Annotated in this window: 25 protein-coding genes, 1 other RNA gene and 1 riboswitch; of the genes, 20 read left to right on the forward strand and 6 right to left on the reverse strand. The window is 38.3% G+C overall.

The window, feature by feature from the left end:
- Nucleotides 1-154: 154 nt before the first annotated feature.
- The 3 genes from AC25Y5_RS00605 to AC25Y5_RS00615 all read left to right on the forward strand — a co-directional run bounded on the left by AC25Y5_RS00605 (nucleotide 155) and on the right by AC25Y5_RS00615 (nucleotide 1658).
- A complete protein-coding gene (locus tag AC25Y5_RS00605) occupies nucleotides 155-388 on the forward strand; it encodes a DUF2798 domain-containing protein (protein ID WP_488138626.1) in 234 nt (77 codons plus the stop codon).
- A gap of 141 nt (nucleotides 389-529) precedes the next feature.
- On the forward strand, nucleotides 530-733 hold the full coding sequence (locus tag AC25Y5_RS00610; RefSeq protein ID WP_488138627.1) for a hypothetical protein: 204 nt from the start codon (nucleotides 530-532) through the stop codon (nucleotides 731-733).
- A gap of 31 nt (nucleotides 734-764) precedes the next feature.
- Nucleotides 765-1658 carry a PhzF family phenazine biosynthesis isomerase gene (locus AC25Y5_RS00615; RefSeq protein WP_488138628.1) on the forward strand — a complete coding sequence of 298 codons (894 nt, stop codon included), beginning with the start codon at nucleotides 765-767 and terminating at the stop codon, nucleotides 1656-1658.
- A 128-nt stretch (nucleotides 1659-1786) separates the two neighbouring features.
- Here the strand turns inward: AC25Y5_RS00615 and ssrS are convergent.
- A non-coding RNA gene (ssrS, locus tag AC25Y5_RS00620) (6S RNA) lies at nucleotides 1787-1978 on the reverse strand.
- Between the two features lie 144 nt (nucleotides 1979-2122).
- Here ssrS and AC25Y5_RS00625 point away from each other — a divergent pair.
- From AC25Y5_RS00625 to AC25Y5_RS00665, 9 genes are all read left to right on the forward strand, one after another.
- A complete protein-coding gene (locus AC25Y5_RS00625; protein WP_488138629.1) occupies nucleotides 2123-2602 on the forward strand; it encodes a metal-dependent hydrolase in 480 nt (159 codons plus the stop codon).
- Nucleotides 2603-2680: 78 nt separating this feature from the next.
- Nucleotides 2681-3553 carry a YitT family protein gene (locus AC25Y5_RS00630; RefSeq protein ID WP_488138630.1) on the forward strand — a complete coding sequence of 291 codons (873 nt, stop codon included), beginning with the start codon at nucleotides 2681-2683 and terminating at the stop codon, nucleotides 3551-3553.
- A gap of 133 nt (nucleotides 3554-3686) precedes the next feature.
- On the forward strand, nucleotides 3687-4133 hold the full coding sequence (locus AC25Y5_RS00635) for a GNAT family N-acetyltransferase (protein WP_488138631.1): 447 nt from the start codon (nucleotides 3687-3689) through the stop codon (nucleotides 4131-4133).
- 78 nt (nucleotides 4134-4211) lie between these two features.
- Nucleotides 4212-4727, forward strand: coding sequence for an N-acetyltransferase family protein (locus AC25Y5_RS00640; protein ID WP_488138632.1), 516 nt, complete (start codon nucleotides 4212-4214; stop codon nucleotides 4725-4727).
- Between the two features lie 93 nt (nucleotides 4728-4820).
- Nucleotides 4821-5327, forward strand: a complete 507-nt coding sequence (locus AC25Y5_RS00645; RefSeq protein WP_488138633.1) for an N-acetyltransferase family protein — start codon at nucleotides 4821-4823, stop codon at nucleotides 5325-5327.
- Nucleotides 5328-5642: 315 nt separating this feature from the next.
- Nucleotides 5643-6293, forward strand: a complete 651-nt coding sequence (locus tag AC25Y5_RS00650; RefSeq protein ID WP_482099943.1) for an SIMPL domain-containing protein — start codon at nucleotides 5643-5645, stop codon at nucleotides 6291-6293.
- Nucleotides 6294-6338: 45 nt separating this feature from the next.
- Complete coding sequence (locus AC25Y5_RS00655) at nucleotides 6339-6704, forward strand: spore germination protein GerW family protein (protein WP_488138634.1); 366 nt, start codon at nucleotides 6339-6341, stop codon at nucleotides 6702-6704.
- A gap of 30 nt (nucleotides 6705-6734) precedes the next feature.
- Nucleotides 6735-7490, forward strand: a complete 756-nt coding sequence (locus AC25Y5_RS00660) for an NUDIX domain-containing protein (RefSeq protein ID WP_488138635.1) — start codon at nucleotides 6735-6737, stop codon at nucleotides 7488-7490.
- Nucleotides 7487-8158: a PP2C family serine/threonine-protein phosphatase gene (locus AC25Y5_RS00665; protein ID WP_488138636.1), complete on the forward strand. Its 672-nt coding sequence runs from the start codon at nucleotides 7487-7489 to the stop codon at nucleotides 8156-8158. The genes AC25Y5_RS00660 and AC25Y5_RS00665 overlap by 4 nt, the downstream gene beginning before the upstream one ends.
- A 237-nt stretch (nucleotides 8159-8395) precedes the next feature.
- Here the strand turns inward: AC25Y5_RS00665 and AC25Y5_RS00670 are convergent, their stop codons facing one another.
- Complete coding sequence (locus AC25Y5_RS00670; RefSeq protein ID WP_488138637.1) at nucleotides 8396-8575, reverse strand: hypothetical protein; 180 nt, start codon at nucleotides 8573-8575, stop codon at nucleotides 8396-8398.
- 138 nt (nucleotides 8576-8713) lie between these two features.
- A riboswitch (SAM riboswitch) is annotated at nucleotides 8714-8820 on the forward strand.
- Between the two features lie 168 nt (nucleotides 8821-8988).
- On the opposite strand from AC25Y5_RS00670, the gene metA reads away from it, so the two are divergent.
- From metA to AC25Y5_RS00685, 3 genes are all read left to right on the forward strand, one after another.
- Entirely contained in the window at nucleotides 8989-9897 is a 909-nt protein-coding gene (metA, locus tag AC25Y5_RS00675) for a homoserine O-acetyltransferase MetA (protein WP_482105145.1), read from the forward strand.
- Nucleotides 9898-9957: 60 nt separating this feature from the next.
- Complete coding sequence (locus tag AC25Y5_RS00680) at nucleotides 9958-10716, forward strand: hypothetical protein (protein ID WP_488138638.1); 759 nt, start codon at nucleotides 9958-9960, stop codon at nucleotides 10714-10716.
- Nucleotides 10717-10927: 211 nt separating this feature from the next.
- Nucleotides 10928-11389 carry a DUF421 domain-containing protein gene (locus AC25Y5_RS00685; protein ID WP_488138639.1) on the forward strand — a complete coding sequence of 154 codons (462 nt, stop codon included), beginning with the start codon at nucleotides 10928-10930 and terminating at the stop codon, nucleotides 11387-11389.
- A gap of 274 nt (nucleotides 11390-11663) precedes the next feature.
- Here AC25Y5_RS00685 and AC25Y5_RS00690 read toward each other — a convergent pair whose 3' ends face one another.
- Entirely contained in the window at nucleotides 11664-12857 is a 1194-nt protein-coding gene (locus AC25Y5_RS00690) for an NAD(P)-dependent malic enzyme (protein ID WP_482105143.1), read from the reverse strand.
- 260 nt (nucleotides 12858-13117) lie between these two features.
- Between AC25Y5_RS00690 and AC25Y5_RS00695 the strand changes: the two genes are divergently transcribed.
- Entirely contained in the window at nucleotides 13118-13780 is a 663-nt protein-coding gene (locus AC25Y5_RS00695; RefSeq protein WP_488138640.1) for a YczE/YyaS/YitT family protein, read from the forward strand.
- Nucleotides 13781-13859: 79 nt separating this feature from the next.
- Here the strand turns inward: AC25Y5_RS00695 and AC25Y5_RS00700 are convergent, their stop codons facing one another.
- Nucleotides 13860-14519 carry an HAD family hydrolase gene (locus tag AC25Y5_RS00700; protein WP_488138641.1) on the reverse strand — a complete coding sequence of 220 codons (660 nt, stop codon included), beginning with the start codon at nucleotides 14517-14519 and terminating at the stop codon, nucleotides 13860-13862.
- A gap of 114 nt (nucleotides 14520-14633) precedes the next feature.
- On the opposite strand from AC25Y5_RS00700, the gene AC25Y5_RS00705 reads away from it, so the two are divergent.
- On the forward strand, nucleotides 14634-15542 hold the full coding sequence (locus AC25Y5_RS00705) for an RluA family pseudouridine synthase (protein ID WP_488138642.1): 909 nt from the start codon (nucleotides 14634-14636) through the stop codon (nucleotides 15540-15542).
- Between the two features lie 93 nt (nucleotides 15543-15635).
- Here the strand turns inward: AC25Y5_RS00705 and AC25Y5_RS00710 are convergent, their stop codons facing one another.
- Nucleotides 15636-16286: a spore coat protein gene (locus tag AC25Y5_RS00710; RefSeq protein ID WP_488138643.1), complete on the reverse strand. Its 651-nt coding sequence runs from the start codon at nucleotides 16284-16286 to the stop codon at nucleotides 15636-15638.
- Nucleotides 16287-16452: 166 nt separating this feature from the next.
- Between AC25Y5_RS00710 and AC25Y5_RS00715 the strand changes: the two genes are divergently transcribed.
- The gene (locus AC25Y5_RS00715; RefSeq protein WP_488138910.1) at nucleotides 16453-17739 is read left to right on the forward strand and encodes a glycoside hydrolase family 18 protein; all 1287 of its coding nucleotides are present in this window, start codon (nucleotides 16453-16455) and stop codon (nucleotides 17737-17739) included.
- A gap of 78 nt (nucleotides 17740-17817) precedes the next feature.
- On the opposite strand, the gene AC25Y5_RS00720 is transcribed toward AC25Y5_RS00715, so the two are convergent.
- Nucleotides 17818-17958 (reverse strand): hypothetical protein, encoded by a 141-nt coding sequence (locus AC25Y5_RS00720; RefSeq protein ID WP_482099930.1) that lies wholly within the window; start codon nucleotides 17956-17958, stop codon nucleotides 17818-17820.
- A 323-nt stretch (nucleotides 17959-18281) separates the two neighbouring features.
- On the opposite strand from AC25Y5_RS00720, the gene gdhA reads away from it, so the two are divergent.
- Together gdhA and AC25Y5_RS00730 are read left to right on the forward strand one after the other, a co-directional pair.
- Nucleotides 18282-19664 carry an NADP-specific glutamate dehydrogenase gene (gene gdhA / locus AC25Y5_RS00725; protein WP_482099929.1) on the forward strand — a complete coding sequence of 461 codons (1383 nt, stop codon included), beginning with the start codon at nucleotides 18282-18284 and terminating at the stop codon, nucleotides 19662-19664.
- A gap of 165 nt (nucleotides 19665-19829) precedes the next feature.
- The gene (locus AC25Y5_RS00730) at nucleotides 19830-21038 is read left to right on the forward strand and encodes an argininosuccinate synthase (RefSeq protein WP_482099928.1); all 1209 of its coding nucleotides are present in this window, start codon (nucleotides 19830-19832) and stop codon (nucleotides 21036-21038) included.
- Nucleotides 21039-21046 lie beyond the last annotated feature (8 nt).

The raw sequence follows: 21046 nt of genomic DNA on the forward strand, positions 1-21046 counted from the left end.
CCGGAGTTGAAGTGATATGATGGATAAGCATAATGTCAAAGCAACAGTAGTAAATGCTGGCTACCATGGTTCGAATTCAGGCAGTTTGGTTAATAGTAGTCGGGTTTATGTTATGTTTAAATCCTGAAAGTATTTAATTGAAAGGTGGAGAAAAATGAGTATTAATGTTAAATACAAACCTATTATTTTTGCGTTTTTAATGGCCTTTAGTCTGTCCTTATTTATTTCATTTATTTTAGTCTCCATAAATAGAGGTTATAATAACACGTTTTTAATTTCATGGTTAAAAACTTGGTTACAGGCTTTTGTATTTGCTTTCTTCGGAGCTTACTTTTTTCCGATAGTAATACAAAAAGTAATGAGGAAAATTAAATTCGTAGAGAATTAGAGTTGAAATATAAAGCATTTTTACTAGAGCCAATCTGATTGCGCGCAGCTATGACGGTAACGAAGCAGGATTGTTTAGTGGAAAGTTCCCAGTCAACGTATAGTAAATTGGTGAAATTTAAAGAAGGAAGGAGATTTCAAAATGGCGATTGTAACTTTTCTACTCATTGGATGGATATTGAGTTGGTTTAACTTTAATAAGTTATTTATTCAGGCAATCAAAGAACTATTCAAAATGGAAATTACAAATGCAAGCTACTATTTCGTGTTCTTTTGCATAGGCTTTTTCGGTGATTTAATATTATTCATTAAAGGAACTTATGAAATTATTTTAACTGGTCGATGAAAAAACAAAATATGTGGAGGGGAAATGAAGAATGAAATCGGTAAAGGTTTATCATTATGATGCATTTAGTAAAGAAGCTAATAAAGGGAATCCAGCAGGAGTTGTTTTTAATGGGGATGACCTAACAGCTGAGATGATGCAAGAAATTGCTTTAAAAGTAGGATTTAATGAGACTGTTTTTCCAGTTAAATCTGAGGTAGCTGACCTTAGAATACGTTATTTTACACCAGGTCATGAAATGGATCTTTGTGGACACGCAACAATAGCTACAATTTATGCTTTAAGAACAAAAGGTTTGTTGGGAGATAAAATAGATATTACGATTGAAACAAAAGCAGGCATTTTACCAATAAAGATTAATGAAACAGCTGATAATGAAATAAACATAACGATGAAACAGATCCCGCCACAGTTTGAAGAATTTAGAGGTTCAAAGGAAGATTTAGCCAACTCAATTGGTTTAATCAAAGAGGACATTGATGATGATTTACCGATTCTATACGGTAGTACAGGTACTTGGACACTATTGGTACCTATAAATAAACTTGATGCATTTAAAAAAATGAAACCTATTAATAAGCTATTCCCCACTATATTAAAAGAAATGCCAAAAACATCTATCCATCCTTTTTGTTTGGAAACTTATGATTCCAATGCACATATGCACGCTCGGCACTTCTCTTCACCATATTCTGGTACTACAGAGGATGCAGTGACTGGAACTGCTTCGGGGGTAATGGGCGCATATTATGCTAAATACATAAACAGCAGCTTTGAAAAAACTCTAAATCTAATAGTGGAGCAAGGGCACGAAATTGAAAAAAATGGTCGGGTTATGGTGCGGGTATCCAAAAATAAAGATAGTTATGATATCGATATTACTGGAAATGCTGTTTACGTTAAAGATTTAGAAGTGAATTTCTAATGGTGGAATAAAATTACTAAACCAAAGGATGCGTTGCATTTGTATCAGATTAATAATAACAACGAAAAAGCATCACCCATTGAAGGATGATGCTTTTTCGAAAAGAACTGATGCTAATAGCTTTATAAAGCATAGCCGCCTTTGCCGTATGGTCTTAGAAAGTTTTAAACCACCACTCCTCAAAGTGGGTGTTCGCAGAAACATTCCTGTATGTCCCAGTTGTCGAAAGAACTGGGCGTGCCATTTCTGTTTCTAGGTAAAACTCCCGTTTACAGCTTAAAGGTTAAAACTTAATGGGTATACGCACAACGCAGCTTGTAAATATAGTTTACATCAACCGATTTGTAATTTCAAATGAAAGTATTGGAAATTCATTGCAAAACATTTGTATGATTTCCGTGTCAGGTGACGTAACAACGTTTATACTAGTAAGGAAAGATTTATGGGGAAAAGGAGAAAACAGCATGACAGGGAAAACACACATCGTAGGCGGCATTGCAGCAAGTCTTGCTTATGCACAATTAACAAATCATGATCCGATTATCATGCTAGGGGCAGGAGTGATTGGCGCATTGCTTCCTGACATCTGCCACGGCGGCAGTAAAATCGGAAGGAAATTGCCTTTGTTATCGAAACTTATCAATATGCTATTCGGTCATCGCACATTTACGCACAGTTTGTTGTTTTTAGTACTAATCGCAGCTTTATTGAATACATTCATTCCTAATGAAGCTGTCAAGGCGGGATTCATGGCAGGAATGGTAAGTCATTACATCCTAGATATGGTGACAAAAAATGGCATTAAACTGCTATTTCCGCTCAAGATGACTGTACGCTTTCCGTTGACGACGAGGACAGGTGGCGCCGTAGAAAATGTCGTATTTAGTATTTTATCGCTTTTATCATTTTATTTTGGATACGAAGCATTCGGTTTCTATATATAATCTTGTTAAATCTAAAAAATGATGTCATCGCTCGCTTTTTTTCAAATGAGCAAGGCGAAGGAAAGGGAACATAAATAAATGGCAATACAAAAATTCAGGAAAACGGTCTTATTTGAATACATACAGATTATTTTCGGGGCTGCACTTGTTGGTTTGGCCTTCAATATTTTCTTATTACCAACTAGATTAGCTGCAGGCGGAGTATCCGGGATTAGTACAATTTTGTATGAACTTTTCCTATTTAATCCGGCGTACGTGCAATGGCTTATTAATATTCCATTATTATTTCTTGGAGTCATACTTGTCGGCAAGGAATTCAGTTTAAAAACACTAGTCGGTACATTTTTTGTACCGTTTGTCATTTGGTTAACAATGGACATGAAGCTCGCTGTCGACAATCCATTGTTGAGTGCGATTTATGGAGGCATTATGCTTGGTGTCGGTCTCGGCATTGTGTACAGGGGAAACGGTTCGACAGGCGGTACTGCTTTAATCGCTCAATTGGTCAAGAAATACACCGGCCTTTCGAGTGGCTTTTCCCAGTTGCTTGTAGATGGACTAGTTGTCGTCGCTTCGGCATTTGTCTTCAACTTCGAACTTGCACTTTATGCGATGATCGCAATTTATGTTACGAGTAAGGTAATTGACTTTGTTCAGTTGCAAACGTCACCGACTAAATTGGTTCTCATCATTACGGATAAAGAAGAGGAAATCCAAGACATCATCAAAAATGAAATCAATCGAGGATTAACGAAAATCAAAACAATCGGCGGCTATTCCAATCAAGAGAAAACAATGATTTTATGTGTCGTCGAACAAGCAGAAGCCGTCTATTTCAAAAAGCTTCTTCAAAAAAAGGAGCCGACTTCGTTTGTCATCTTCTTGAATGCATCTGAAATTCTCGGCAGGGGCTTTTCTAAAGCGCAATATGACGTAGACGATATGAAATGAGTTTCAATAAAATGACTTGACGCGGAGAGCATTTATCCGTATCAAGTCATTTTTGCTTGTTAAAAGGTTTTATTGTAGCGGATGTCGAAATAGACTGTATGTTTAAATTATTTGATTGATGGGAGGAATAGAGATGTCTTATACAGTAAAACAGGTTGATAATTTAGGGGAAATAGATATTGCCCATTTAGTGAAGGAAAGTGAAACAGAAGGGTATCGATTTTTAACACGGTTGGTCAATGACTATCAGGATGGAACAAATACGTTCAATAAACCGGGTGAAGCTTTATTATCTGTTAGAAATGAAGTAGGTAATGTAGTAGCAATCGGCGGGGTGAATCAATCACCTTTTTCCGAGGATACACAAGTTGCTCGTTTGCAAAGATTTTACGTGCTGGATGAAGCTAGGCGGCAAGGTGTAGGATCCCTATTACTCAAAGAAATCGTCGACCATTCACGAAGTACGTTCAATGAAGTGACAGTACGAACAGATTCATTCAAAGCAGATGCTTTTTATAGGGCAAATGGATTCGAACTGGACGACTCCGCTTCCGAGACGACACATTTATTGAAGTTATAGTAGCTGTCAACGGAATCGTTTCTGTGCCTTGCATGGAAGCGATTCTTAATTTATATGGTCAAATTGAGGGGGATTGGAATGGGTTTCCGCATAGCAAATAGAGAGGATGCAACTGGTGTAACAAAAGTCCAGGTGGATAGTTGGAGGACGACATTCAAAGGGATTGTGCCGGACGATTTTTTGAATAACCTCTCATATGATAAACGGGAGCCGATTTGGAAGCGAGCGATTATCGAGAATAATTTATACATAGCAGAGGATGAAAATGGTCATGTGATTGGATTTTCTGCAGGTGGAAAAGAACGTACGGGTACCTACAAAACGTATTTAGGTGAATTATATACGATTTTCATTTTGAAAGAGCACCAAGGAAAAGGGCTTGGTAGATCACTGGTTAAATTGGTAGTAGATGATTTAAAGAGAAATAATTTGAATTCAATGCTCATATGGGTCATAAAAGAAAATCCAGCATGCCAATTTTATGAGGCACTAGGCGGAAAAGAAATTGATACCAAAGAAATTGAAATGGGGGGTAAAAAGTTGATTGAAATCGCATATGGATGGACCGACATAACTGATTTTAAAAGTAGCTAATATATGTAAAATTAGTGGGGAATAACTTTTTAAAGCGAGAGAGAAATATACTTAGCTAAACCATTGCCAGGTCTTCTTACAACAATGAAAGGAGTGAGTAAGATATTAATTCGAAAAGCAAAGGTAGAAGATGCAAAAGGAATTGCAAAAGTACATGTGGATATTTGGAGAACGACATACAAAGGAATTGTACCGGACACTTTTTTAAAAAGCCTTTCCTACGAGAAGCGTGAGCTGATTTGGAAAAAGGAGATAACAGAGAATCACGTATACATAGCAGAAAATGAAAATGGTCAAGTCATAGGATTTTCTACAGGTGGAAAAGAACGTACCGGGAAATATGAAGCATATACAGGGGAATTATATGCAATTTATCTCTTGATAGAATACCAAGGACAAGGGATTGGGCGATTACTTTTTCAGGCGGTTGTGGAAGATTTGAAATATAATAATTTTAATTCAATGCTCATATGGGCGATAGAAGAGAACCCGGCTTGCCTATTCTATGAAGCGTTAGGTGGAAAGAAAATCGTTCACGGAGAAATTGAAATTGATGATAAGAAGTTGTGTGAAGTCGCATATGGATGGGATGGAATGTAAAAATAAGGAATTCGAGAAGATTATCTAGATTATTGCCCGAGAAATAATTAAGCAATTTTGTGTAGATAAGGTATGCACGGGAATAGAAGTAAAGAACCTGTCGGAAATTAAACATCCATTTTCTAGGTTATTATAATCATTATAATATTTGGTAAGAAATCCAATGCAGATGTTTTTGAAGTTCTCGAAAAATGGATGCATCTCCGTTAGAAGTTAGGTTTCGTTTCTCTGTTTAGTACTACTTCAATTATCTTTTCCAAGCAATTAGCATACTATCTAAAGAAGCATAATGATGCTCAGGAAAGGTGGAGGCAAATGTATTATCCGTATGCACAACAAATGAGTCGACGGCAACATCGCGTTATGACTGTTACAGGGATTGGGAGTCTTTCAGTTGCCCCGGATACAGCTCAAATTCAATTGGAAGTAATTACAGAAGCTAAACAACTTAGCCATGCACAGCAAGAAAATGCTTATTTGATGAATCAAGTCATTGAATCATTATTAAAATTAGGAATTGCAAGGAAAAATATACAAACAGTTTCGTATAATATACTTCCTGAATATGACTATATTGAAGGTGAACAAATATTTAGAGGATACGAAGTGACAAATGCAATCACTGTAAAAATTTCAGATATTGATCAAGTTGGAAATGTGATAGACGTGGCTGTTCAAAACGGGGCTAACAGGGTTTCAAACATTCAGTTCACTGTTGAAGATGAACAACTTCATTATCAAGAAGCATTGAGCCTAGCATTGAAAAATGCTCTCGTTAAAGCGCAAACCATTGCTGCGACAATGCAGCTGCAACTTGACCCTCAGCCAATTAAAATTGTAGAAGAATTAAAAGCAGAACCCATCTTATATCGTTCTTTTTCAGCGAAGGAAATGGCAGTGGCAACTCCGATTGAACAAGGACAAATCACGATTAACGCTACTGTAAGAGTTGAATTTCAATATTAAAACGGAATCCCAGTAATGACGAAAACTTAAGAGAGTAGGAGAGAAATGGACGCTGAAAAAACTGCTGTATACCAATCACCAGTTGGAAGGATATTTGAAAAATTTAGACGGCAGCGGGACGTATCGTTGGTTTTCGGTGAACCGGTTGAATTTAAAAACAAAAAAGTTCTTCCTGTAGCAAAGCTCAATTATATCGTTGGCGGGGGAGGGGGTTATTCGGAAGAAACTGGAAATTCTTCGGTAGGCCAAGGAGAAGGAGGTGGGGGGCGTATTGCCATCCGACCTCTAGGGGTCTATGAAATAGATTCGGAAAAAGTTAGGTTTAGACCTATCATTGACCCTAAATTCACTTTAATACTCTTTTCTGTTTTCACATTGGGTCTAATTCGGTTATTGAAAAATGCTCGTTAAATATGTATTTGTTTAAGGGAGAATCATTATATGCTGTATCGCAGAAAAACGTACAAGATAGAACCGCCGATGTACGAAACGTTTACACAGTTTTTCCACACCTATTTGCTACCGAATCAGCTGACGCATGGGGCGCAGCTGGTTGGACGGTGGGTTAATGAAGAACTGACGGAGATTATGGCATTATGGTCATACGATAGCAGAGCACATTATGAAACGGTGGATGCCGCCATCCGAGCTTCTAAAATGCATTCACAAGCGCAAAGACATCGAAAAACATTCGGTTCGTTATATACCTCATCAAATGAAGAGTTTTTCACTTCAACAGGGGATTATGGGCAATCTAAACAGATTGTTGCTGTTAGTGGTTACATTGTAAATGAGGAAGGACAGGTATTGCTTGTACGGAACAATCACCGAAATGATACATATGAAATGCCGGGTGGACGAGTCGAGCCAGGTGAAACGTTAAAAGAAGCGGTTAAACGGGAAGTGCTAGAAGAAACAGGCAACTACGCTGAAATCGGTGACATGGTCGGCGTTTATCAAAATATCACGGCGGGCATCATCTGTATAGTTTTCCGTGGGAGAGTCATTTCTGGTGTGACGGCTGCGCAGCCTCCTGAAACGATTGACGTACAATTTGTTGACTTTGATAAAGAACAAGTAGAAGACTGGATAAAACGCCCGCAATTCGTTTCTAGAGTGAAGGATGCCTTGAATAAAGTGACGATTGCCTATGAGGGTTATGAAGTGAGGCCATATCGATTGGTCGAGCGTTCATGAATAATCACTCTTGGGTTGGAAGTGAAAAGGACTTTATCGATGAACGGGATGTTCGGTGGGTTAATCGTATGGCAGTTGGTCGTTTTGGAGGTAATTCTTCAGCGGGACAAACCAAGAATGAGGATGGCTTTGTTATTTGGCAAAATGAGGATTGGGAATTCGCGGCTATTTTGGATGCACATAAAAGTGCCGAAAGTGCGAAACTTGTCATTGATACACTTGAACAGTTTAAAAGTGATTTTGTAGAGATTATAAACATAAAGGGTTTTCTGGATTTTAAATATTTGGAAGTGAAGCTCCTTGAAATTTTTCAATCCGAGAAGTTTTTGGACAAATGCAGGTGTGTCACAGGAGAAACGGCTTGTCTTATCGTAGTGAGGAAAGCTAATTATGTATGGTGGTTTTCCGTTGGAGATTGCCTAGTATACGTATTGCATCCGGATCTGATTGCGCTGAACCAATTTCAACTCAACCAAAGGCAATTCTTCGAGTGGATTGGTCAGGTGAATACGTTTGAGCAAGCAGTACCATGCTACACTTCAGGAACAAGAGAATTGAGAAAAGGGAACAACCTTATTTTTTTGACGACTGACGGTTTGGTGGAATGCCCAGGCGAACCTTTTTCGAATCCATTAAATCTTGTTGCTGAGCTGAATGAAAAAACTTGATGAAGGTATTTCACAGTTGTTAAAGGAAATTGAAAGACAAAATGTACGAGACAGTACAACAATTGTTGCATGGAATGTGGAAGTAGAAAAGGAAGGCAGCATCCCGAGCGATTATAGGGGATGAAGGCAGATTTAAAGCAAGCGCAGAAAGCAGACTGAGTATAAATAAACTCCCGCGTCAGCATGACGCTGGCGCGAGGGTTCATCGTTTTACTTACAGTTTTTTGTTTAGGTTACTCATTTTCTTTTCTTTTCATTTGGATTCATGCGTTCACGCTTTGGTTTCAGGGAACTCAGTTCAGCAAACTCTCGAGCAATTTCTTCACTCATGTCACCAGGTTTTATTTTTTGGTTTTTCGGTGTCTGCGGTAACGAACGCGCATTGTTCCCGCCAGTTTTGTTGTCATCTCTCCCCATTGTAACAGCTCCTTTCATTTCAATAAGTACTTTGTTAAGGTGGCTTTATAAGAGGGATTTATCCGATGAAAATTTTTGCAATAGAAAAAGACCTTTTACAATAGTAAGTTAAGTAGTATAATGGAAGTTAATTAAATATTCTTATCAAGAGAAGCAGAGGGAATTGGCCCTGTGAAGCTTCAGCAACCTCTGACCTAGTCAGGAAGGTGCTACCTCCAACAAGATCAATTCTTGAGAGATAAGAGCTTAGAGCCTAAAAAGAACCCTCTTTTCTTATCCTACAGAAAAAAGGGTTTTTTATATTTTAAAAAGGTAGGAAGTTATAAGGTTTTCAAGATGAATTGCATCGAGTTGCAGGAGCCTACCGCTATTTAAAAAATCATACATATAAAATCGAAAAGGGGAGACGACAAATGCCAATCAATATACCGAAACAATTACCGGCAGTAGAACTATTGAAGAAGGAAAAAATATTCGTGATGGATGAAGAACGTGCAACATCTCAAGATATACGTCCTATGACTATTGCAATTCTAAATTTAATGCCTGAGAAAGAAAGAACTGAGTTACAGCTTCTACGATTGCTGGGAAATACACCGTTGCAAGTAAATGTTACATTTTTGAATACAGCAACACATGATTCGAAAAATGTTAGTAAAACACATCTAGATGCATACTATGCGACATTTGAACAAGTGAAACATCGCCGTTTCGATGGCTTGATCATTACCGGTGCACCCATTGAGCATTTGGAATTTGAAGATGTTAACTACTGGAAAGAATTAACGGCAATTATGGAATGGTCAAAATTAAATGTAACATCAGTTTTACATATTTGTTGGGGTGCTCAAGCAGCTCTTTATCATCATTATGGAATCGGGAAATTTGAATTGCCGAAAAAATGCTCAGGCGTTTTTACACATCGTTTATCCGATCCTACCATCAATCTTTCACGAGGCTTTAATGATGAATTCAGAGCGCCGCATTCACGCTATACGTCTGTCTCAATAGAAGAAATTGAAAATGACCCTCGTTTACTTCTACTCGCCAAGTCTGAAGATGCAGGAGCTTTTATAGTCCTTTCCAAAGACAACAAACATATTATGGTTACAGGTCATTTGGAATATGACGCGGATACACTTGCGGAGGAATATGCACGTGACCTTAAAAGAGGGGTAGACATTGAGATACCACAAAACTATTTTCCGAATGATGATCCCACTAAAGAACCTTTGAACACATGGCGCTCACATACTCATTTGCTTTTCTCAAATTGGCTTAATTATTATGTCTATCAAGAAACGCCTTATGTGTGGGAATAACTGTTTAATGACCTTTTTATCGTATAGTGCATAAGATAATACGACAAAGGGGGAAAAAGTGTGGGGTTGTTTATCAATGAAAAAGGGCATCCGAATGTCTTTAAAAATAATGAGGACATTAAAAACCAAAATCAAGAACACTTCAAATTAGACCCTTTAGCGGAATGGATGAAAGAACAGAAGGAAGCGACCGAAACAACCAACCGCCGGTTTAATATGATGGAGAACTTACTGAAACGACAAAGTAAAGCACAATCAAATCGAATGATATCAATTCATGATCAACTATCGGAATTAAAAGAAAATGATATCCGCCGGGAAAATTTTGAGAAGGGGGCACAAAATTCGTTTTCGAAATTAGAAGATAAGAATCAAGTGCTTCTTGAGAGGTTTTGGAACCTGAGAAATTTGAATCAGGATTGTAATGTGCAAGTAAAGGGGATAAGTCAATCAAATCAAGAAATTATAAAGCGCATTGAAATAATTACATCTGCAAACGAGGAAGTACTCTTTAAAATAAATGAGCAGATGAATCAGCAACAGCAATTATCTCACCAATTTTCGCAGCATAAGAACGTTCAAAAGGATGTAATCATAAGGTTGGACAACCAAGAGGGATTGTTGGAGAAGGTAGTTAGACAACTGGATAATCTCCGCTCTGCCCTTTACGAGCGAACATCCTTTTTAACAAGAAAAATAGAAGGCAGCTATAATACGACAACTTCGCGCGTTCCTAAAGTACTGAGCGGACAGGAACAAAATTCGACACGTTTCATGTTAAATCACAAGCAGGAAGAAAAAGAGGAAAATACTGAATGAACAGGTGACGCTCACTTGATTTGAATTCAAGCATGGTAATTGATATAGAGAGAGCTGTCCAACAGTCATTTCACATGGCTATTGGATGTGCTCTCTTTTTAATAATTAAACTTCAAGATACTTACATGTATAGGCGATAGGTAATAATGGAACACTTCCTCTATAGTGGAGGTGTGGTTTTGGATAAATTTTTAGAAGTGGATTTTTGGAAATGATTATTAGGACAACGTCTGCATTTCTAGTCCTTCTTATACTTGCCCGGTTTTTAGGGAAAAAGCAAATTTCTCAGCTAACTTTTTTCCATTATGTTACCGGTATTACAATTGGGTCAATTGCAGCGGATATAGCAGGAGAATCCAGAACGCCATTTTTATATGGGGTAATCTCAATGATTTGGTGGGCATTTTTGACAATGCTAATGAGTTATATTGCATTTAAATCTAAGAAATCACGAATAATACTAGATGATCAGCCGACTATTGTCATATATGAAGGAAAACTCGTTGAAGAGTCAATGAAGAAATTACGTCTGCATTTAAATGATTTAACGATGATGTTGCGTGAACAAAATATTTTTACATATACAAACGTCCATTATGCGCTTCTTGAAGCAAATGGACAGTTAAGTGTCTTAAAGAAAGTGGAATTACGGGGGCTACAAAAAAAGACGTAAATGCTAACGCTCCTGCTCCCAAATATATTCCGACTGAACTAATTGCAGAAGGGAAAATTGCTACAAGGAATTTAAGAGAGCTGAATCTGACGGAAGAGTGCTTGTACGAACAATAAAAAAAGCAGGGTGTTGGTAAAGTTGAACACGTTTTCTTTGCAGAAGTACAAACGGACGGCAGTCTCCAAATTGAAATGAAGAAAAATGTGGAAAGTTGAAAAAAACGTCGAAAAAAGGGAGATATCCCTTTTTTACGACGTTTTTATACTGGTTCTATTTAATGGACAGCGAGAGAAAGGGCAGAAGCCCCTGATTCTATTGCCGCTTTACTCACAGCTTCTGTGACCGCTTTTACAACGCGTTCATCAAAAGGATCAGGAACAATATAGTCTTCATGCAAATCGGAATCGTCAATGACAGAAGCAATGGCAAAAGTAGCTGCAAGCTTCATGCTTTCGTTGATTTCAGTTGCACGCACATCTAGAGCGCCTCGGAAAATACCTGGAAATGCAAGCACATTATTCACTTGATTTGCAAAATCGGATCTACCTGTTGCCATAATACGTACCCCTAATTCCTTCGCTAAAGCAGGTGCAATTTCAGGGTCGGGATTAGCTAAAGCAAAGATAATTGGATCTGTGTTCATGCAGTCGATATCATCTTTTGATAAAATATTAGCAGCAGAAACGCCAATAAAGACATCAGCACCTGTCATAGCGGTTTGTAAAGACCCCTGTAGACCGTCTGGGTTTGTAATTTGTGCAATTTCGTCTTTAGTCGGATTCATGCCTTCAGGACGGCCGGTGTAAATAATGCCTTTTGAATCACAGATGACAATTTGTTCAAAACCAATGTTCAGCAGGTGTTTTACAATTGCAATCCCGGCGGCACCAGCTCCATTTACAGCTATTCTAAGAGTTGCCATATTTTTTTTGACGACTTTCATAGCATTAATTAATCCTGCGGCGACGACGATAGCAGTACCATGCTGATCATCGTGGAATACCGGGATATTGCATTCCTCGCGTAATCTCTTTTCAATTTCAAAACAGCGCGGGGCTGAAATGTCCTCCAAATTAATTCCGCCAAATGTCGGGCTTATAGCTTTGATTGTTTGGACGATGGTGTCCACATCTTTTGTACCTAAACAGATTGGGAACGAATCAATATTGGCGTATCTCTTTAACAATAGAGCTTTACCTTCCATTACAGGAAGTGCCGCTTCTGGTCCAATATCACCCAAACCTAACACAGCAGATCCATCTGTAATCACTGCTACTAAATTCCCTTTGATTGTGTAGTCATATACTGCGTTGGGGTTTTTGGCAATTTCTATACACGGTTCTGCAACTCCTGGTGAATAAGCTAGGCTAAGATCCCTACTATTTTCAAGTGGAACCTTTGAAATAACTTCCATTTTGCCCTTGTGAATTTGATGCATTTCTAAAGATGACCGGTAAGAACTCGTCATTTAACATACCCCATTCCATTGTAGTGTTTTTATCTGTTGTTATAAATTATTAACATGAAGCAGATAATAATGCAAGAGTGAAAATTCTGTACAATTAGAAAATTTAGCGAATGGAGCGCTTACATTGCTTTTATATCAGTGTTTGCTTAAAATCAAAAAAAATTCGAAAAAAAGCTCATTTAATAAAATTATCGGAAATAATGAATCTTCAAGAAAAAAATATGGTACATTAAAAGGGGCAGGCAACTAAGATTAGAAATGTGAAAGTAGATGCTGACTTTATGAAAAATATAGTAATTATTAGTTTGTTTTATTTAATAGGACTTGCATTATTGTCTTTAGGGATTTGTTTAATGATTCTTTCTGATTTGGGTGCGGGACCTTGGGATGCTTTGTATGTGGGGCTTTCAGATATTATTGGATTCACGGTAGGAAGTTGGGTCTTTATTGTTGGCGTGCTATTGATCATTATAAATAGTGTCCTACTAAAAAAAGTACCGGATTTCTCAGCGATTATAACAATATTAATCATTGGTTCTTTTATCGATTTTTGGTTGCTAATCGTATTTTCTACGTACTCGGTAACCGGAATGGCTATGCGAATCATCTTATTAACAGCAGGAATTGTTATTATTGGAATAGGTATTTGCTTTAAACTTCAATCAAGTTTTGCTAGAAATCCTGTGGATAACTTGATGATGGCCTTACAATCACTTTCAGGAAAAAGTTTGGCTGTAACAAAAACAGTGATGGAAGTATTTATCCTAGTTTTGGCATTTTTTATTGGAGGACCTATTGGCATTGGAACAATCATTGTTACCTTTGCTATTGGACCACTTATTCATATCATCTATCCGCCAGTAACGAAACTTAGAAACCGAATTTGTATGACAGAAATAAACAAAAAACCAACATCCTTTTGAGTGGATGTTGGTTTTTGTAGTTTGGACGTAGGGTACGCTTAAAATCTGTCATACTGGCTAATTTCAATATATTTTTCGTTTAAACTATTTCCCATTTCCGTTCAGTAGCAATTGCATGTAACCTTGGTTCAGGTCTAACAGCCACGGGGTTACCAACGAGTTCCAAGACGGATAAATCGGACAGGCTGTCACCGTATGCAAAACTATTTTGCCAATCGATATCATAGCCATCTAAAACTTCCTTGATTTTTTCGTTTTTACGTAGTCCTTGTATGTGATAAATAGGTGTTTTATAATCGATGATTTCTCCCTTCAGAGGAATCTCGGTGCCGATAATTGTGTCAAATTGCAATTCTTTGGTTACCGATGTTAAAAGAGAAGTATACGCTCCCGAAACAAGCATTATATGTACATTGTCATTCGCATGCTTCTTTAGCCGTGCAATGACTTCAGGATTAAAACCTTCACGTACTTTCTCAGTTAGTTCACCAAAATAGGTATTCATCTCCGCAATGGATGCAATTTCGAGTGCGTTTAAATAGACTTGCATGGATCGTTCTTTCATCTTAGCCTCTGGAACCAACTTTAACTTATGACCGATAAATGGAGGTAAGATAGCACGGTAAAAACGCTTATAATTTGATTTGTAAACGGGGTGGTATCTTAAATGGTTCATGAGAAGTTGGAAAGTCTCATCCGAATACAGTGTTCCATCAAAATCGAATATTGCAACTCGCATAAAAATCCCCTTTTTCTTGCTATTTGTAATTAATTCTTATGTTTAATCATACAGCGTTTGTATTGTTGTAGCAATTTGAGGATAATAAGAGATGAGAGTGAGGCGTATTATATTATGAAAAAAAATCATAAGAATTCTTCTAGCAGAAAAGACGACACAGCAATTTATCTGGTTAAAGAACCTACAGAACTATTACCTTTTTTAATCGAGTCGATGTCTAAGAGCAGTAGGAATTCAGTGAAATCGATACTGACGCGCGGGCAGGTTACAGTTGATGGAAAGGGAATCACGCAACATAATCATCCCCTCAGACCGGGACAGCGTGTTGAAATCCTTAAAAATCAAGCAGCATTGAAAGAGGAAACGCTGGTTGGTGTTACGATTTTACATGAGGATGACGATATTATTGTTATTAATAAAGAGGCTGGACTTCTATCTGTCGCATCGAAAAACCCGGAAGATATGACGGCTATTAGACAGTTAATGGACTATGTAAAAGAATCCAATTCCAGAAACCGTGTTTATATTGTTCACCGCCTTGACCGGGATACTTCGGGTGTGATGTTATTTGCAAAGAACGAAGAAGTGAAGAACGGTTTACAAGCTGCTTGGAATGAGGTCGTGAAGGAACGTACGTACACTGCACTTGTTGAAGGTGAAGTTAGAAAGAAAGAGGGTACAATTTCATCATGGTTAAAAGAAAGTAAAACATATAAAATGTATTCTAATCCTACTGACAACGGTGGACAACATGCTATTACCCATTATAAAACACTGCAGTCAAATGCAAATTACACGTTACTTGAAGTTCAACTTGAGACAGGTCGTAAAAACCAAATTCGCGTGCACATGGAAGATATCGGTCATCCGATAGTCGGCGATAAAAAGTATGGATCTTCTGTAAATCCAATCAAACGTATTGGACTTCATGCAACTGCGTTAGCAATTATACATCCTCGGACTGGAGAACTTGTCCGCTTTACGGCAGACGTACCATCATCTCTTGTTGCCAAATCAAAATAATTGGTTGGAATATACATGAAGACCTAGTCATTAAACAAAAATCAGGTGCCCACTTTAAATTGAGTAGGCACCTGATTTTTGTTTAAAGTTATTTTACTGAAGTTTGTTATTCGGCATACCTGGTTGACCAGTCGATGATGCAAATGCATTTAGTAGTTGCTGCATATCTTGCTCTGCCAATTGTGGAACTTGGTAATAATGATGCTTATTTTGATAAATTGACAGTTCATAAGCCATTTCGATACAGTTTGGAACGGAGTCGGCCAACACACGGCGAAGTACAGGGTTACAGGTTTCCGTTGCTGCCATTGTTTTCATGGATGCTGCCGCTTTGGTTGACCCTAGTAGAAAACCTGAAATGATCTCGTCCGAAATTTCTGAAACGGATTGCATAGGCTTCTTGGGTTGCGAGGGTTTCATGCCATATACAAAATCATTTCCTTGTTTCATTTTGTAACTACCGGTCGGATGTGAAGGATCCTGACCCGTTTTGAAGGTTTCAACAGTAATATTATATTCGTCTAATGTGAAACGGTATTGGCGATCCAAAATATCAAGTAACTCAGGATCCTGAACGTGTGGACGAAGCAGCATTGCTTGATTCAGAGCTGCCACTGTACCGGATAGTGCCTCATGAACATCGAATAATTCATGACCACCGTGGTTCATTTGTTGAGGAACAGTACCCGTATGCATGTTCTCATGAGTTTGATTTTGAGATTGACTGAATGGATTTTGCGTCACTTAAATAATTCCTCCTAATAATAAAGTTTTTCATCAACAGTAGTATGGTTTGTCATGTAATAGTTATACGCAAAGATCTTCAATAAAAAAATGATGCATAACTTCTTCCTCACAAAAATAGTCTAAGGTAGAGGACAATTTTGTCTATGAAAGGCAGATGATGAGTATGCAGATTCATGTGGTTCAAAAAGGGCAAAGTTTGTATGGGATTGCTCGGGCTTATGGAATTAATTACACGGATATCGCACAAGCTAATGAATTGCCGGACCCATCACGGCTCGTTGTTGGTCAAGCCTTAGTCATTCCGACAACTGGTAGCTTCCACTGGGTTCAGCCAGGTCAATCACTGTATGTCATTGCCGGATTGTATGGTATGACAGTCAATGAGCTAGCAACAATCAACGGGCTTTCACCAACACAAACTCTTCAAATCGGCCAGCGACTATACATCCCGCCAAAACCGAAAAAGCCGGCTGAATCATTACTTTACGTCGAACCCCGGACCCCGGTAACTCAAACGATGATTGATGAAGTGAGAAATCGGGTCGGTGCACTGACGTATCTCGCTATGTTCAGCTATGAAGCACAGCGGGACGGTTCATTAAAAGCGCCTCCGCTGGATGATATTCCGAATATCGCCCAATCTGCGGGTGCGGCAAATGCGCTAGTCGTAACGAACCTGGAAGAGTTCACATTCAATGCTGATCTTGCACATGTATTATTTACAGACGAAGAGGCTCAAAACCGTCTGTTCGGAAATCTCATCCAAGTTGCCAATGATGTCGGATATAAGGACATCCATTTTGACTTTGAACTATTACATCCGGAGGATCGCGAACTGTACAATAGTTTCCTTCGAAAAGCGAGAGATCTTATCCATCAAGCCGGATTCACAATTTCCACTGCGCTTGCGCCTATGACAAGCGACGTCCGGACAGGGATTTATGGCGCCCATGACTATCGTACCCACGGAGAAATCGCGGATTTCGTTTCTCTAATGACATATGAATGGGGATATACGTATAGTGATCCGCAAGCGGTCAGTCCAATCGGTCCTGTACGGAATGTAGTTGAGTATGCTGTCACTCAAATCCCGAGTGAAAAAATATTCTTGGGCCAAAATCTTTATGGCTATGACTGGTCGTCTCCTTACCCTAGTCAAGGCGGATCTGCAGCTAAGGCAATTAGCCCACAACAGGCGATAGAACTTGCAGTAGAGGAAGAGGTTGACATTCAGTACGATTATGTAGCGCAGGCACCGCATTTCAACTACACAGACGACACAGGCGTTCAACATGAAGTATGGTTTGAAGATGCTCGTAGCATTCAAGCAAAATTTGACTTAATTAAACAGTTTAATTTACGAGGAATTATGTATTGGAAGTTAGGGTTGGCGTTCCCACAAAATTGGTTGCTTTTGGAGGATAACTTTACTATACGCAAAATAGAATAAATAAAAAGAACCGCGGTGCTTTAAGCACTCGCGGTTCATTTTTTCATCGTCTACACTATAATATTTTGGATAAATAGGTTAGTCTCTATTAAGATAGTTGTTAAAAGCTGACAATAATTCTAAATCTGGATTAAAAATTAATGCAGGTAGGAAAACGAAAGTCATAATCAACATTATATTAGCTCCTACAAATGCACGTATCATTTTTTTGATTTTCATAATCGTTCTCCCTCTTTCTCCTGATTGTCATTTTCTAATAGCATTTAACAGCAATACGGTTTAATATATGCAAAGTCAATTGATACTAGAATAATTAGATAATACACCATTTTCAGAAATATGTAAATGTCTTTTTTTCGTATACATAAAAATAACAAAATGATGTATAATTACTTATTCAGAATCAAAAAAATGTTGAATAATATCATGATTTCAGAGATACTATTAAAACTAACCGTTTAATTCTGAAATGTTATTTGTCTTTGAGAGTGGGGATTCAGCAGTTCCCGCAGTTAATTATATAAGAAAGGGATGAGTGACCCATGACGAAGTTGAATGAAACGCACGCAGAAAATAAAAAAAGAGCAAATGATTATGTTCATGAAGTCTATGAGCTGATTAAAAAGAGAAATCCAGATGAAAAGGAATTCTTACAGGCGACAAGAGAGATTTTCGATTCGCTTCGACCTGTCTTTTCCATGCACCCCGACTATATTACAAATGGTATTTTAGAGCGTATTACAGAACCAGAAAGAATCATCATTTTTCGAGTTGCATGGGAAGATGACAAAGGGAAAGTCCATGTAAATCGTGGTTTCCGCGTTCAATTCAATAGTGATCTTGGTCCTTACAAAGGCGGAATCCGATTTCATCCTTCCGTAAATAGTAGTATCATGAAATTCCTCGCATTCGAACAGATTTTTAAAAATGCCTTAACAGGTCAGCCGATTGGCGCGGGAAAAGGTGGATCTGATTTTGATCCAAAAGGAAAGTCGGATCGTGAAGTTATGCGTTTCACCCAAAGTTTCATTACAGAGTTAAGTAAGTATATCGGTCCCGATACAGACGTGCCAGCTGGCGATATTGGCGTTGGGAAAAGAGAAATCGGTTATATGTTCGGACAGTATAATCGCTTGAAGGGTGGATATGAAGCAGGTGTATTCACCGGGAAAGATCCGAAACACGGCGGTAGTCTTGGGCGTAAAGAAGCGACTGGATATGGAACTGTCTATTTTGTTGAAGAGATGTTGAAAGAAGCAGGTTTAAGTTTTGAAGGACAAAAAGTTATTGTTTCTGGGTCAGGAAATGTGTCGACATATGCAATTGAAAAAGCGATTCAATTAGGAGCGACGGTTCTGGCTTGTAGTGATTCAAGCGGTTATATTTACGATGAAAATGGCATTAATCTAGAGACCATCAAGCGTTTAAAAGAAGTTGAGAACAAACGGATATCTGAATATATTAAAGAACATCCACATGCGGTATATCATGATGATTGTTCCAATATCTGGACAATTCCATGTGATATTGCGCTACCTTGTGCAACTCAAAATGAAATTGATGAGATAGCTGCACGTATACTGATTGCAAATGGTGTGAAAGCGATTGGGGAAGGTGCGAATATGCCTTGTACGTTGGAAGCAATGTCCGTTTTCCATGAAAACAATGTATTATTTGCTCCAGCTAAAGCGGCAAATGCAGGTGGTGTTGCAGTATCGGCAATGGAAATGTCACAAAATAGCATGCGTTTATCTTGGACGGTTGAAGAAGTTGATGAAAGACTTCAAAACGTTATGAAAAATATATATGCGAGCTGTTTAGATGCTGCAGAGACATATGGCCATCCGGGAAATCTGGTAGTTGGAGCCAACATTGCAGGATTTTTAAAAGTAGCAGATGCAATGGTAGCCCATGGTCTTAGTTAAGGTTATGACAGTCCCCTAAAAAGAGTACACAAAATAGTATTTGTGTACTCTTTTTGTTTATGAAAAATTTATTCAGACCTATTGTATTAATTTTAAAATATGTTATTATAAAAATACAAAATGATGCATAAAGATACAGGCGGATGAATGGGAGGGAAATTTATTATGATTAAGAAAAAAGTAGTATTGGCATATTCCGGTGGACTGGATACTTCTGTAGCAGTTCAGTGGCTAACAGAACAGGGGTACGAAGTTGTTGCAGTTTGTTTGGATGTTGGAGAGGGAAAGGATTTGGACTTCATCCAAGCGAAAGCATTGCAAGTTGGAGCAGTTAACAGTTATGTAATTGATGCGAAAGAGGAATTTGCTCAAGAGTATGCATTACTATCTCTTCAAGCTCAAACATATTATGAAAACAAATATCCACTTGTTTCAGCTCTTTCACGTCCACTCATCTCAAAAAAACTTGTAGAAGTTGCACATAAAGAAAACGCTACGGCTGTTGCACATGGCTGCACCGGAAAAGGTAACGACCAAGTTCGTTTTGAAGTTGCTATTAAAGCACTTGATCCCTCACTTGAAGTAATTGCTCCTGTTCGTGAATGGAGCTGGTCACGAGAAGAAGAAATCGCCTATGCGAAAGAGAAAAACATTCCGATACCAATCGACCTAGGTAGTCCGTATTCAGTTGACCAAAACTTATGGGGACGTGCTAATGAATGTGGAGTTTTGGAAGATCCATGGGCAGCACCACCTGAAGACGCTTTTGGACTAACGGTTTCAATTGAAAATGCACCGGATACGCCGGACGTCATTGAAATTGAGTTTGTAAAAGGTGTACCGGTAAGTATTGATGGTCAACAATATCCGCTTAGTGAATTAATCCTAAAGTTAAATGATATCGGCGGGAAACATGGTGTGGGGAGAATTGACCATGTGGAAAATCGTCTGGTCGGTATCAAATCACGTGAAGTGTACGAGTGCCCGGGTGCTATTACATTATTGAAAGCACACAAGGAACTAGAGGATTTAACACTCGTCAAAGAACTGGCTCATTTTAAACCAATTATTTCACAAAAACTGAGTGAATTGATTTATAATGGTCTCTGGTTTTCGCCGCTTAAAGAGGCGTTGCATGCATTCATTAAAGAAACACAGCAATATGTCAATGGTACAGTCCGAGTGAAACTCTTTAAAGGACATGCAATTGTTGAAGGTAGGAAGTCAGCAAATTCGCTTTATGATATGAACTTGGCAACATATACTTCTGATGACTCATTTGACCAGTCTGCGGCTGTTGGTTTCATAAAACTATGGGGCTTACCGACGGAAGTTCATAGCATGGTAAATAACAAACAAGCAGTGAAAAATTAAATTACTTC

The organism is Sporosarcina sp. Y1011 (assembly GCF_057669885.1).

What these genes read in the sequence shown, in the direction of transcription:
- AC25Y5_RS00605 (WP_488138626.1), top strand. Translation starts at nt 155, where the DNA reads ATGAGTATTAATGTTAAATACAAACCTATTATTTTTGCGTTTTTAATG.
- AC25Y5_RS00610 (WP_488138627.1), top strand. Translation starts at nt 530, where the DNA reads ATGGCGATTGTAACTTTTCTACTCATTGGATGGATATTGAGTTGGTTT.
- AC25Y5_RS00615 (WP_488138628.1), top strand. Translation starts at nt 765, where the DNA reads ATGAAATCGGTAAAGGTTTATCATTATGATGCATTTAGTAAAGAAGCT.
- AC25Y5_RS00625 (WP_488138629.1), top strand. Translation starts at nt 2,123, where the DNA reads ATGACAGGGAAAACACACATCGTAGGCGGCATTGCAGCAAGTCTTGCT.
- AC25Y5_RS00630 (WP_488138630.1), top strand. Translation starts at nt 2,681, where the DNA reads ATGGCAATACAAAAATTCAGGAAAACGGTCTTATTTGAATACATACAG.
- AC25Y5_RS00635 (WP_488138631.1), top strand. Translation starts at nt 3,687, where the DNA reads ATGTCTTATACAGTAAAACAGGTTGATAATTTAGGGGAAATAGATATT.
- AC25Y5_RS00640 (WP_488138632.1), top strand. Translation starts at nt 4,212, where the DNA reads ATGGGTTTCCGCATAGCAAATAGAGAGGATGCAACTGGTGTAACAAAA.
- AC25Y5_RS00650 (WP_482099943.1), top strand. Translation starts at nt 5,643, where the DNA reads ATGTATTATCCGTATGCACAACAAATGAGTCGACGGCAACATCGCGTT.
- AC25Y5_RS00655 (WP_488138634.1), top strand. Translation starts at nt 6,339, where the DNA reads ATGGACGCTGAAAAAACTGCTGTATACCAATCACCAGTTGGAAGGATA.
- AC25Y5_RS00660 (WP_488138635.1), top strand. Translation starts at nt 6,735, where the DNA reads ATGCTGTATCGCAGAAAAACGTACAAGATAGAACCGCCGATGTACGAA.
- AC25Y5_RS00665 (WP_488138636.1), top strand. Translation starts at nt 7,487, where the DNA reads ATGAATAATCACTCTTGGGTTGGAAGTGAAAAGGACTTTATCGATGAA.
- AC25Y5_RS00670 (WP_488138637.1), bottom strand. Translation starts at nt 8,575, where the DNA reads ATGGGGAGAGATGACAACAAAACTGGCGGGAACAATGCGCGTTCGTTA.
- metA (WP_482105145.1), top strand. Translation starts at nt 8,989, where the DNA reads ATGCCAATCAATATACCGAAACAATTACCGGCAGTAGAACTATTGAAG.
- AC25Y5_RS00685 (WP_488138639.1), top strand. Translation starts at nt 10,928, where the DNA reads ATGATTATTAGGACAACGTCTGCATTTCTAGTCCTTCTTATACTTGCC.
- AC25Y5_RS00690 (WP_482105143.1), bottom strand. Translation starts at nt 12,857, where the DNA reads ATGACGAGTTCTTACCGGTCATCTTTAGAAATGCATCAAATTCACAAG.
- AC25Y5_RS00700 (WP_488138641.1), bottom strand. Translation starts at nt 14,519, where the DNA reads ATGCGAGTTGCAATATTCGATTTTGATGGAACACTGTATTCGGATGAG.
- AC25Y5_RS00705 (WP_488138642.1), top strand. Translation starts at nt 14,634, where the DNA reads ATGAAAAAAAATCATAAGAATTCTTCTAGCAGAAAAGACGACACAGCA.
- AC25Y5_RS00715 (WP_488138910.1), top strand. Translation starts at nt 16,453, where the DNA reads ATGCAGATTCATGTGGTTCAAAAAGGGCAAAGTTTGTATGGGATTGCT.
- AC25Y5_RS00720 (WP_482099930.1), bottom strand. Translation starts at nt 17,958, where the DNA reads ATGAAAATCAAAAAAATGATACGTGCATTTGTAGGAGCTAATATAATG.
- gdhA (WP_482099929.1), top strand. Translation starts at nt 18,282, where the DNA reads ATGACGAAGTTGAATGAAACGCACGCAGAAAATAAAAAAAGAGCAAAT.
- AC25Y5_RS00730 (WP_482099928.1), top strand. Translation starts at nt 19,830, where the DNA reads ATGATTAAGAAAAAAGTAGTATTGGCATATTCCGGTGGACTGGATACT.